Annotated in this window: 11 protein-coding genes and 1 pseudogene; 4 read left to right on the forward strand and 8 right to left on the reverse strand. The window is 42.0% G+C overall.

The window, feature by feature from the left end:
* Positions 1–15 precede the first annotated feature (15 nt).
* Entirely contained in the window at positions 16–1,737 is a 1,722-nt protein-coding gene (gene polX, locus ACJMKR_RS05930; RefSeq protein WP_423062285.1) for a DNA polymerase/3'-5' exonuclease PolX, read from the forward strand.
* A gap of 23 nt (positions 1,738–1,760) precedes the next feature.
* On the opposite strand, the gene ACJMKR_RS05935 is transcribed toward polX, so the two are convergent.
* The 3 genes from ACJMKR_RS05935 to rluC all read right to left on the reverse strand — a co-directional run bounded on the left by ACJMKR_RS05935 (position 1,761) and on the right by rluC (position 4,109).
* Positions 1,761–2,525 (reverse strand): metallophosphoesterase family protein, encoded by a 765-nt coding sequence (locus ACJMKR_RS05935; protein WP_423062286.1) that lies wholly within the window; start codon positions 2,523–2,525, stop codon positions 1,761–1,763.
* A gap of 223 nt (positions 2,526–2,748) precedes the next feature.
* Positions 2,749–3,129 (reverse strand): hypothetical protein, encoded by a 381-nt coding sequence (locus tag ACJMKR_RS05940; protein ID WP_423062287.1) that lies wholly within the window; start codon positions 3,127–3,129, stop codon positions 2,749–2,751.
* A gap of 47 nt (positions 3,130–3,176) precedes the next feature.
* The gene (gene rluC / locus ACJMKR_RS05945) at positions 3,177–4,109 is read right to left on the reverse strand and encodes a 23S rRNA pseudouridine(955/2504/2580) synthase RluC (RefSeq protein ID WP_423062288.1); all 933 of its coding nucleotides are present in this window, start codon (positions 4,107–4,109) and stop codon (positions 3,177–3,179) included.
* Between the two features lie 333 nt (positions 4,110–4,442).
* Here rluC and ACJMKR_RS05950 point away from each other — a divergent pair, with 333 nt between their 5' ends.
* Entirely contained in the window at positions 4,443–6,557 is a 2,115-nt protein-coding gene (locus ACJMKR_RS05950) for an Rne/Rng family ribonuclease (RefSeq protein WP_423062289.1), read from the forward strand.
* 19 nt (positions 6,558–6,576) lie between these two features.
* Here the strand turns inward: ACJMKR_RS05950 and ACJMKR_RS05955 are convergent, their stop codons facing one another.
* From ACJMKR_RS05955 to ACJMKR_RS05970, 4 genes and pseudogenes are all read right to left on the reverse strand, one after another.
* Positions 6,577–7,269, reverse strand: a complete 693-nt coding sequence (locus ACJMKR_RS05955) for an ABC transporter permease (RefSeq protein WP_423062290.1) — start codon at positions 7,267–7,269, stop codon at positions 6,577–6,579.
* Positions 7,266–7,937, reverse strand: a complete 672-nt coding sequence (locus tag ACJMKR_RS05960; RefSeq protein ID WP_423062291.1) for an ABC transporter permease — start codon at positions 7,935–7,937, stop codon at positions 7,266–7,268. Before ACJMKR_RS05960 ends, ACJMKR_RS05955 begins: the two co-directional genes overlap by 4 nt.
* A gap of 74 nt (positions 7,938–8,011) precedes the next feature.
* A pseudogene (locus tag ACJMKR_RS05965) lies at positions 8,012–9,130 on the reverse strand (IS481 family transposase).
* A 165-nt stretch (positions 9,131–9,295) separates the two neighbouring features.
* Positions 9,296–10,030: a succinylglutamate desuccinylase/aspartoacylase family protein gene (locus tag ACJMKR_RS05970; protein WP_423062292.1), complete on the reverse strand. Its 735-nt coding sequence runs from the start codon at positions 10,028–10,030 to the stop codon at positions 9,296–9,298.
* A 3-nt stretch (positions 10,031–10,033) separates the two neighbouring features.
* On the opposite strand from ACJMKR_RS05970, the gene ACJMKR_RS05975 reads away from it, so the two are divergent.
* Complete coding sequence (locus tag ACJMKR_RS05975; protein ID WP_423062293.1) at positions 10,034–11,572, forward strand: transposase; 1,539 nt, start codon at positions 10,034–10,036, stop codon at positions 11,570–11,572.
* Positions 11,573–11,596: 24 nt separating this feature from the next.
* On the opposite strand, the gene ACJMKR_RS05980 is transcribed toward ACJMKR_RS05975, so the two are convergent.
* Positions 11,597–12,046 (reverse strand): hypothetical protein, encoded by a 450-nt coding sequence (locus ACJMKR_RS05980; RefSeq protein ID WP_423062294.1) that lies wholly within the window; start codon positions 12,044–12,046, stop codon positions 11,597–11,599.
* Between the two features lie 341 nt (positions 12,047–12,387).
* On the opposite strand from ACJMKR_RS05980, the gene ACJMKR_RS05985 reads away from it, so the two are divergent.
* On the forward strand, positions 12,388–12,537 hold the full coding sequence (locus ACJMKR_RS05985) for a hypothetical protein (RefSeq protein WP_423062295.1): 150 nt from the start codon (positions 12,388–12,390) through the stop codon (positions 12,535–12,537).
* Positions 12,538–12,539: the final 2 nt, after the last annotated feature.

Consider the following 12,539-nt stretch of genomic DNA (forward strand, 5'->3'; position numbering starts at 1 on the left):
GGTAGAGGAACGCTAATGCCGGTTCACAACGCCGAAATTGCTGCCATGTTAAATAAGCTGGCAGACTTGCTGGAAATCGAAGGCGAAAACCCTTTTCGCATTCGAGCCTACCGCACTGCTGCACGATTCATTAATGATTTACCACAAAATGTCTCTGACCTTCTGAAAGAAGGACAAGACCTCACTGAATTTCCGGGTATCGGAGAAGCGCTCGCCGAAAAAATAAAAATTATTGTCAAAACAGGAAAATTACCCCAACTCGAAAAACTAGAGAAACACACACCAGAAGCGCTCGTTGATTTATTGATGATCGAAGGCTTAGGTCCGAAACGCGTTAAAGCATTACACGACAAATTACACATTAAAAATCTGGATGATTTAAAACAAGCCATCGATCATGGAAAAATCGCCGAACTTGAAGGTTTTGGTAAAAAAACAGAATCACTTATTTTAGCAGGTATAAAACGCATTGATGGGGGAAAGCAGCGCACGCGTTTAGCAGAAGCAGAACCTTATGCAGTTTCTTTGGTAGAATTTCTGAAAAAAGTGCCAGGAGTTAAAAATGTCATCGTTGCGGGCAGTTTTCGTCGGCGTAAAGAAACCGTTGGAGATCTGGACATTTTGGCCGTATCTAATAAAGGTGCTCCCATTATCGAGCGCTTTATTAAATACGAAGAAGTAGCACATGTTGCTTCCCATGGCACAACACGATCAACTGTTTTTTTACGGTCCGGCATTCAAGTCGATTTACGCGTGGTACCGAGCGTGAGTTATGGCGCAGCATTGCATTATTTTACCGGCTCTAAATCTCATAATATTACCATTCGAAAAATGGCCGTAAAAAAGAAATTAAAAATTAATGAATACGGTGTATTCAAAGGCACGAAACGCATCGCTGGAAAAAATGAAAAAGAAGTTTATGCCACGGTGGGCCTACCCTATATCGAACCTGAATTACGAGAAAATCGGGGTGAAATCGAGGCCGGATTAAAACATCAATTACCGAAGCTAATCATCTTAAAAGACATTCGTGGTGATTTACACTGTCATACTAAAGAAACCGATGGGCAGTCTTCTTTGGAAGACATGGTAAAAGCCGCACAAGAATTTGGTTATGAATACATTGCCATTACCGACCACTCCAAGCATTTAACAGTTGCACGTGGTTTAGATAAAAAGCGTTTGTCGCAGCAAATCAAAGCCATTGACAAACTCAATGAAAAACTAAAAGGGTTTCGTGTATTGAAATCCACTGAGGTTGATATATTAGAAGATGGCAGTCTAGATTTACCGAATGACATATTAAAAGAACTCGATCTCACTGTCTGCTCAGTGCACTATAAATTCGATCTAACTCGAAAAAAACAAACCGACCGCATTCTTCACGCCATGGACAACCCGTATTTTAATATTTTTGCACACCCCTTTGGGCGTCTCATTCAACGACGCGATCCTTACGAGATCGACATTGAAAAGATCATGATAGCCGCTAAAGAACGCGGTTGCGCTATGGAAATTAATGCCCAACCTGAGCGCATGGATTTAGACGATGTACACGCACGCATGGCAAAAGAGATGGGTGTGAAGCTGGTGATTTCAACGGATTCACACAGCGTGAATCATTTTAGAAATATGCAGTTTGGCGTGGATATTGCCAGACGTGGTTGGATAGAAAAACAAGATATTCTAAACACAAGAAGCGTTGATGCGTTATTAAAACTACTTAAACGCGATTAACCGAAAAGTCTCATGTTTGCGCATCATGATTGGAGTTTAATCGGCTGTGGCACACCCTCTTTCACTTGCAAAAAATAACGCTCTTCGCCATTTAGCACAAGACAGGTCATCGTACCCGTATGAAACGCACCGGTATCTAAACCAATACGATTTTTTAATTCTTTGGGTTCTCGAGAAATGCTGTGGCCATGCACCACCACTTTCCCAAAATCTTTATCGGAAAAAAGAAATTCATCGCGTATCCACAGTAAATCGTCTTCTTTTTGCTTATCTAGCGCAACACCAGGACGAACACCCGCATGCACAAAATAATAATCCCCCAACTGATAAAACAATCTTAACGATTTAAAAAATGATAAATGCTCTTTTGGCATCACAGCTAATAATTTATCACGCACGACAGGCAGGTCTTCAACGTCCTCTGGCAAGTCGGAGACTTTTAATCCGTAACTAATGAGCGTCGCCCAGCCGCCATTACTCAGCCAGAGCACCCCCTCACGAAGCGGATCATCTAAAAAATCCAACAACATTTCTTCGTGGTTGCCTTTCAGATGCTTGGCTTCGAAATCTTCTAGTGGTAACTCAATTAACGTTTCAATAACTTTATTCGAATTAGCCCCGCGATCGATGTAATCACCCAGGGTGATCAGTATCCGCCGCTGGTCTGTATGTGACGCTGCGTCCTTACTAATCGCACGCAACAATCGTGCCAGTAAATCCGCTCTGCCATGCATATCCGCAATAGCATAAACACGCGTTGTCGCAGGTATTTTGACGGTGTCGCTCATCTTGAACCGCTATTGATTACTCCAAACATTTTTTCAATTTCAATTACTGGTTGAAACGGAACGCCCACCTTGTCTCCAGCAATTGAAATGCTATTCCATTAGCTGAAAATAGATTTCGAGAGTCACCCCTCCTATTAATCATAAGCTTATAGCGCATTTCTTGCAATGTGCACAATCTGTTAATTTAAAATAACGCCGGAGGCGATGCTCCTCCGGCGGGATATTACAAGTGAGGAATAACTTCACACTGCGGCCCGTAAGGCGGGTCATCATAAAGGACGATTTCGTAGGAAGTCCAACCTGAGTAAGGTGAGATTAATTCACCACAATAAGGATTATCATGACCATCAAAAATAAAATTAAAAAACAATTGCGTTTTTTTGGTAATGTCTAAATCAATCGTTTGTTTATTGGGGACACCCTGATCAAAATACACCTCTCTTAACACGTCTTTATATTTATAATCTATGTCGTGATACACAGCACCTGTTGCTCGGGTAACTGTTTTACTTTCGTTGATGAAGGTTATTGGAATTGAGGCATAAATACTAAACCCCAACGACAATAAAATAGAACCGGAAAAGCCAGATAAAAGTTTTTTCATCGATATCTCCATATCTGTTTAATTTTACAAAACCATGTAAATTGTAATTAAACTTTTTCTGACTGTAACCTCGTGATAGCGCGAATCAGATCCTCATCTAATGCGTTACAAACATTGATATTTTGATCTGGCAACTTAAACCGAATCCCCGCCGCATGTAAAAATAATCGCTTCAAACCGAGATGACGCATTCGTTTATTAAATTCTGCATCGCCATATTTTTCATCACCTGCAATCGGATGACCCATGACAGCCGCATGAACCCGAATTTGATGGGTACGTCCGGTTAACGGTTTTGCTTCAACCAAAGTGGCATTTTTATATTTTTTCAACACTCGAAATTTCGTCGCCGCTGGCTTTCCCTCATCAGTGACGGTCACTATTCGCTCTCCACTACGCAGAATATTTTTTCGTAATGGTTCGTTGACCTCTTTTACATCATCAGGCCAATGGCCTTTTACCAAAGCCAAATATTGTTTGACGACCTTACGATGGGTCAACAACTCATGAAGCGCCACAAGCAATGCACGTTTTTTGGCAATGAGCAAACAACCCGAGGTATCGCGATCTAACCGATGGACCAATTCCAACAGTTTTTGTTTCGGTCGAATAGCCCGCAGCGCCTCGATCAATCCCATACTGATACCGCTGCCCCCATGAACCGGCATACCGGCTGGCTTCGCCATGATCAGAAGCGATGCATCTTCATACAAAATACGCTGCTCCAGCATACTTGCCATGCCAGCATGTGGCTTAGGCGCTTGGGTCGGTTCGGACACACGCAACGGCGGAATGCGAACCTGGTCCCCCTGCTGCAGGCGATAGTCTTGTTTGACGCGGCCCTTATTAACACGCACCTCACCTTTTCGCAAGGCACGATAAATCCTCGCCTTCGGGACCCCTTTCAAGTGCCTAATCAAAAAATTATCAAGGCGTTGCCCAACTACTTCTTCATCGATGGTTACTAGACTCGTCTTCAAAATTCACCTATAATCAATATATTGCTGATATATTGCGGTTATTAGACTACTTAAATGATTGATGAAATCACCAAAGCCTGATATATTCACCGCTGAGTTAGAGTGTGAAAATGCCCATGATATCATGGCAGTAATGAAATAAAACGGTTGGCGCACACACCCTATGATATCGAGGTTATACTCACAAGAAATAGCGCCACAAAACAGAATTTTGGTTTAAACACGCGCTCCCAAGCCTAAAGTGGGCAAGGGTAGAAAAATCGGAACAGAAGATCCGGCGAACCCGCAAGCCTAAATTGTGGTTGAGCGCCTAGAACAAACAGGTTTTTAAAAATGAGAAGAATGCTGATAAACGCAACTCAGCCAGATGAGCTGCGATTTGCGGTCACATGTGACGCACAATTAATCGACCTAGATATTGAAATCCCCGGCCAAGAACAAAAAAAATCCAACATCTATAAAGGTATTACCACCAGTATCGAACCCAGTCTGGGAGCGGTATTTGTTAATTATGGCAGTGAGCGGCACGGTTTTTTACCGCTAAAAGAAGTTTCTCGTGAATATTTTTTACAAGATACGGATGAATTCGAACCCGATATTCATAAAATTCTCAAACTCGGCCAAGAACTCGTCGTCCAAGTAGATAAAGAGGAACGCGGTACAAAAGGTGCTGCGCTAACAACCTTTATCAGTTTAGCCGGTTCATTTTTAGTATTAATGCCAAATAATCCACGCGCAGGCGGTATTTCTCGCCGTATCGAAGGTGATGATCGCGATCACTTGCGCGATACGATTAATCAGCTCAACTTGCCTGAAGGCATGGGCGTCATCGTGCGAACAGCCGGGGTGGGTAAATCTCCCGAAGAATTAAAATGGGATCTCGATGTCCTACTGCGCTATTGGGAAGCTATCAAACAGGCTGCCGTTGCAAAACCAGGCCCTTATTTAATCCATCAAGAAAGCGACGTGATCATCCGCGCGATTCGTGATTATTTACGACAAGATATCGAAGAAATCATCGTCGATGAACCACAAGCCTATGAACGTGCCCGGCACTACATTAATCAAGTTCGCCCCAATTTTGCAGATCGACTAAAGCTCTATCGTGACAAGTTGCCATTATTCAGCCGATTTCAAATCGAACAGCAAATTGAAAATGCGTATCAACGTGAAGTGCGATTACCCTCAGGTGGATCGGTGGTTATCGATCATTCTGAAGCGCTGGTCGCAATCGATATCAACTCCGCTCGTGCAACGCGCGGTGGCAATATCGAAGAAACTGCATTGCAAACTAACTTAGAAGCCGCCGAAGAAATCGCTCGTCAATTACGAATTCGTGACATCGGTGGATTAGTCGTGATTGATTTTATCGACATGACCCCCATGCGCAATCAACGCGAAGTTGAAAACTGCTTAAGAAATGCGCTTCGCCAGGATCGTGCTCGTATTCAAATCGGTCGTATTTCACGGTTTGGATTATTAGAAATGTCACGCCAACGTTTGCGTACATCTCTCACTAAATCCAGCCAGATTCCGTGTCCGCGCTGCAATGGTCAAGGTTCTATTCGCAGCATTGAATCGCTGGGATTATCGATCATTCATTTGATTCAAGAGCAAGCTGCTAAAGCAAAAAATTTGCATTTCCAAGTGCAATTGCCTGTTGATGCAGCCACATATTTAATTAATGAAAAACGTGATTTGCTGAAAGAAATTGAAAGCCATTGTCAGGTGAAAATCACTATTATTCCGAATCAATATTTGGAATCACCGCAATATCAATTCAAGCAAATTAAAATTGATCCCTCTAATTTAGAACACAGCAAAGGGACACCAAGCTATAAATTAGCAAAATCACTAAAAACAGAATCGACTAAAAAGCAGATTACCAAAGCACCCGTGGTTGAACCCATCATCCAGCAATTTTTAACCACGACACCACCATCACCGGCACCGCGCAAACAAGCCAATGTCGGATTATTTAAACGACTCATGTCGAAAATGTTTGGCAATGAAGGGCAAGTACCAACACCGGCTACATCTAAATCGGTTGCTAAACGTCCTGTAAACACTGGAGACAGACAATCGCATTCTCAAGAGCAACGAACATCTCGCTATGGCAAACCCTCTGGCGGCGCTCGCCACCATCATCGAGGTGGACAAAAACGCCGCGGCGGTGCTGGTGCTGCCGGTAGCGGTGGCGGTCAGCAATCTCGATCCAGAGGCGGACGTTCACGTCGAGGATCTCGTGGCGGTCAACGTCGCGGCCCTTCGTCAAGACATTCCGGAAGTGGGGGTCCTCAGAAGAGAATGACAAGTCAGGATGACAACATAGGAAATAAAGCTGTCACTGAAGAGCCTAATCTTCAGCAGCAGCCCGACGCTCAATCTACTCCTATGTCACCATCGACAGTCACCCCTAAAAAAACCGATATCGATGGAAACAAGTAACTAGCAAGCTTGTTACAAATTATGAGCTGCTCGCTATGGAATAATGCTTCATGGATAACTTTCGCTCGAATAGCGTAAACACCCCCATCACGATTCCATTGAGCAGCAAATAAATGATGCCCGCTAAAATCAACATGGGAATTGTTTCAAAGTTCAGCGCAATTAAGTGGCGCGTAACACCCATCAAATCCATGAGTGTGATCGTGCTCGCCAACGAAGTGCTTTTTAAAATCATAATCACTTCGTTTGAATAAGCGGGCAAAACGATTCGAAATGCTCTCGGTAATATAATACGTCGATACATTTGCCATTTTGATAATCCCAATGCATAACACGCTTCTATTTCCCCCTGCGGCACAGAATGTATAGCACCTCGGAATAAAACTGCTGTGTATGCACTGGTATTTAAGGCAAGCGCAATGACTGCACAACCAAATGGGTGTTTTAATATCGACCACAAAAAAGTCTCTCGCAGCCAAAACAATTGACCACTACCATAATAAATAATAAAAAACTGCACCAACAAGGGAGTCCCACGCATGACAAAAACAAACGCATCGATAGGTGCTTTTAAATAAATTTTTCCGGATTCCAGACAAGCCGTTAACAACAGCGCTAAACAAAGGCCTAACGCCAATGCGACTACCATTAATTGCAGGGTCACTACCGTGCCTGATAATAATTGCGGAATATAGTGTAATACATTCATCATTGTAACGATTTATTTGCCGTGCGAATGAAACGATTTAATACCAACTGCGATACTGTTGTTAATATTAAAAACAAACAAGCCGCAATCATGTAAAATTTCAAGGGTTGATGCGTGGTGCTAGCGGCTAATTGTGCTTTATTCATTAAATCGCCTAACCCTATCAGCGCAACCAACGCACTGTCTTTCAATAAGACCAACCATAAATTACTTAAACCCGGCAATGCATGTCGCCAAGCCTGCGGCAATAGTATCTTGAGAAACACCCAGCAACCCGATAAACCTAATGCCTTCCCTGCTTCCGCTTGCCCTTTCGGAATTGCTGAAAATGCACCACGTAATGTTTGCGATGCATAGGATGCAAAAATTAATGCGAGTGCCAACACACCGGATATAAACGCACTGACTTGCATTGGACGATTCAGCAATTCTGTTAATAATACCGAACCACCAAAATAAATTCCAAACAAGACCAACAGTTCAGGTAATCCACGAATTAATGAATTCACGCCACTGACAATCTTTTTCAGCCATTGAAAAGAGCTTAACTCTATCAACGTTGTTAAAATAGCTAACAACATACCTAAAACAAGCGCGGACAACGACACCGCCAGTGTCATTGCCACACCTGTTAATAATAAAGAGCCATAGCCTTCAAAAATAGTCATCATGTGTAGAACTCTCGACTTGATCTGACAGTTGAGATTTATCGGACATATTTTCTGTCCGATAGATCGGATTCTAATTACTCCTCTACCAGTTGCGTGTCGTGATTACTGTGCGCCTTATTCAATTCATCTGCCGACACGCTTGGAATAGTTTTACATAGTTTATCTAATTCTTTTTCTTGTGCCAAATGCTTTGCATCAAGAAAAGTTTGCATGGGTGTTTTTCCATAACAACGCTCGCCGGAATGGGGCCTGACCTCATTATATGTTTTGATCCACGCATCAACGTCTTGTTGTAATTCTTCTAGGGAACGATATATTTTTTTTCGAAAAGCAACATCATAAAATTCTTGTTTAATCGTTTTATGAAAACGTTCACAAATACCATTGGTCTGCGGAGAACGTGCGCGTGTTTTCGAATGGTCAATGTCTTCAACTGCTAAATAAAGTTGATAGGCGTGGTTCTCAATTTTTCCACAATATTCCGTCCCGCGATCCGTGAGCATACGCAGCAATCGGATACCTTGCTCATTAAACCATGGCAATACACGTTCATTTAATAAATGAGCTGCCGTCATCGCTGTTTTCTCCGTGTATAACTTCGCAAAAGCGATTCTGCTATAGGTATCGACAAAAGTCTGCTCATAAATACGGCCAACGCCCTTCATCGTGCCAACATAATACGTATCCTGAGAACCTAAATAACCTGGGTGTTCTGTTTCAATCTCGCCGTGCGCTTCTTTTTCTCGTTTTGATTTTTCTAATGCTTGTCATTGTTCTTCCGTTAATAACATACCGTCTTGCGCCGATTTCGCTTCAAGCGCTTTTAGTCGCTTCTTAAAAGTCTCTAGATCATTACGTAGCCACACCGAACGAACTCCGCTGCTCGATACGATAATGCCTCGCGCCAGTAATTCATTGGCCGCACGTGCCTGACCTAACGCTGGGTTTTCAATAGCCAAAGCAATTACCGCTTCTTCTACATGTAACGGCACTCTATTTTTTTCATTCGGTTTCTTCTTACTCATATCATGGAGTGCTTCTTCGCCACCATTTTCATAAAGTGTTTTGAAACGGTAAAAACTGTCGCGTGAATAACCCATAACCTTGCAGGCTTGTGAAACATTTCCCAATTGTTTAGACAGCTCTAGTAAACCTAATTTGGGTTTGATAATCTTTTCGGATACACTGGTCATAATGACACTCCTCGTGTTGGTTGTTTAAGGTTGGTCAATTAAATTTTACTCTAACTGACCAGGAGTGTCAGATCAAGTCTGAAGGTTTACAAATAAAGCAGCAATCACCCAAATGATAAGCCCAAGCGCTGACAAAGGCGACTTTTTATGTGCTTCTGCCATGATTTATTCTGCGCCCGCTAATCGTTTCGTACTTTTTTCCTTCCATTCTCCAAGGTGAGTTGCTGCATGCTCCATTCTTGGAAAGATCGCCAATTGAAATAATGCCTCACCTTCATGCACCAAAGGCAAATTATTTTTGCCCACAATGATTGCTTCTTCAGGACTTTTAATTGTGACGCTATCAGTTGCACCAAATGGATCTTTAATCACACATAAGGCTTCATTTTTTTCGACGTGTTGGCCTAATTTGTGTTTAGTGTGGCTAATGCCGCTCGTTGAGGCTCGCACCCAAATATTTTTTTCTGTGAAAAAACTTTGTAGTGGCGGTTCTTTTTTAGGTGTTTTTTCAGGCAGCATTTCTAGTATTCGCATAACATTTAAAATGCCTCTCAAGCCCACTTTAATGGCATGCTCATCAAAGCGCCTCGCCTCACCGGCTTCATACGTTAAAAATGGTTTTTTCTCTTTATGAGCAACTTCGCGCAACATCCCTTTTTCATAGGTTGCATTGGAAATAACGGGTGCATTAAACGCCTGTGCTAGTGCTTTTGCTGGCTCATCCCTAAAATCCACATGAATTTGTGGTAAGTTGGTATAATTAATAAATCCTGTTTGCAAATCAATACATTGGACTTTGGATAAATTTATAAAAATAATTAAAAATTGCTTGACATAGAAACCGAAAAAAAATTTTACGTTGTAAACAACGTTTGTTCGAAAAAATAAAATAAGGAACAAACGATGTTAGCGACAGAAAAACTAAAACAATTCCGTACATTCCTCTACAACATCTTCCCCGCGCGACGCGATGCCAATATGAATTTACTCGATGCCCTTTCAAGCCATGGCCATCGCTGCAAAACACCTATAGAATTATGTGAATCGCCATACTTTGAACGTGAATACAGTAGTATTACCGATGCGATTAGCGATGGTTTGTCGGTAGCAAATTGTTGGGATAGCATGATGAAAATACAATATGAACATGTGAGTCATAGCGATGACCGTGTGATCATTATTGCGGATACGACACCACAGTCGCGTCAAAGTGCACACTGTGTTGAAGATCGCCATGTGGTTTACAGCCCTAATCCAGCACCGGGTAACAAACCGATTACCATTGGACATGAATATTCAACGGTATCACTATTGCCCAATGATGGTGCAGCTCAAGAAAAGCATTGGTTAGTTCCACTGGATACGAGGCGCGTTAAAAGCGATGAAAAAGGCAATGTAGTTGGGATGCAGCAAATTAACCGTTGTATTGCAGACTTAGCGCTTACTCATAAATTGGTGGTTAGCGTGGCTGATTCAAAATATGGTACAGAAGCTTGCCGTAAACTGGTTAGCGAAAATCCCAATTGGGTACATCTTTTCCGTTTTAACAGTACCCGTAATGTTTTCGCGCCCGCATCAATAGAAGATAATACCTCAGGAAGTATAAAACGCTATGGTGATGCGATGAAACTAAACGACAGCACGACTCACCGTGAATCCGATGAGATTGTGCAGCAACCCATTACAACCCGCAGTGGCAAAACTTACCAATTGGAGATTAAAATATGGCGTGACCAATTACTGCGTGGTTCAAAGCAATTTAAAGGATATGAGCATCCTGTTACTGTTGTGCAATTGGTTGCGGTTGATGCTAACGGTAAATCTTTATATAAAAATCCACTCTGGTTAGGACTCGCTGGTGAACGACGTAATGAAATCACAGCATTAGAAGCGTATCACTATTACGATAGACGCTATGACATTGAACACTACTTTCGTTTTGGTAAAGACAAACTGTTATTTGACCGATACCAAACACCGGATGTTAAGCACGAAGAAGATTGGTGGCGGATGACAGCATTAGCGTATACGCAACTTTATCTAGCGAGGAATCTTGCCCCGATTTTACCGAAAAAATGGGAGCGGTATTTGCCGAGCTTCCAAGTGGATAACGAAAAACCATCAATAACTGCGACCCCTTCACAAACGCAACGGGGTTTTTCTACGGTGCTTGATACCGTTGGCACGCCTGCTAATCTCTGCAAACCACGCGGTAATCCGCAAGGCAGAACCAAAGGTGATACGCAGGGGAAACGCACGCGACATCCTGCTATTTTCAAAAATAGCAACTCAAAAATTAAAACGATTCAGAGGACTGAAGAAAAGACGCAAAACTCAGACCCTGAAAAAATAGAGGATTTGATTGGGATAGTAAAATCATGGTTGGATAAAATAAATTTTACACCTGAGCAATTCTACGAATTGCTGCAAAAAACAGGTTAAGATTTAGAAACTCACATTTTTTGATTATTGTCCTAACTGGCAAGGGATTTTATTTATCCAAAGTCCAAAATACAGACATCTGCTTTGCTGAAAATCTCTTCGGTAAAGATATGCGCCATGCGTGCCCGATTTAGATCCAGGAAAACAACGATCCAAATCAAAACCACCGGGTAAGTAACGTGAGCGATTAATTAGTCCGTAAACGTTCAGCACAGGAACGGCTATTAATGTCCCTCGCAAACGTTTCAACGCAGCGACTTCTAAAAGGCGATTAATAATTTCGGTGCCATTGATTTCATTGCCATACATCGCTGCTGTTACTAATAAACAAGGACCGGCTTGTTTACCGTGTAACACTTTAATCGGCATATAAAGTGGTGCACAGCTAAATAATTCAGGCAGCGGTAATGACAATGATAAATTTTCACCGGGGTGAATTGTTTCGTTGCAAATTTGTAAAGGTGTGTTTTTCATGGATAAATCGGTAAAAGCAAATTATTGTAACGAATCGAACGGTAAAATGCAAAATTGGGATTTTAAGTGCAGTGAGAATAATATCCACAAAATCTGTGAATAACTTTGTGGGTATCCTTTTGTCAAAAGCGTTACTGCGTTGATTCGCTGTAAGCGTTGTTAATTTGGTGGCTTTTTAGACAGATAATGAATTTCAATTGCTTATCAAAATCCCTGGCCAATGCCTAATTTTTTCCACTTTACTCTTTCGTTCTCTTTATGTACTCTATCTCCTGTCACTTTCAAAGGCCACTACCATGGATAAATACACAGCTACTTTATACTTCAATGAGGACACACTCATGAGTCGATCGAGTAATGATTTAAAACACTTAATGGTCTCATTGCTGATACTGTTAGAAGATAGTACGGGTAGTGCTCACGCAACAATCACCGACAACCAAAAAGGCATTGTTGTTCAGCGTTATCGCAAAACGGTCATTAATGATTAAAA

Origin of the sequence: Candidiatus Paracoxiella cheracis (assembly GCF_049348705.1) — a bacterium.
Classification (GTDB): Bacteria; Pseudomonadota; Gammaproteobacteria; order Coxiellales; family Coxiellaceae; genus Paracoxiella; species Paracoxiella cheracis.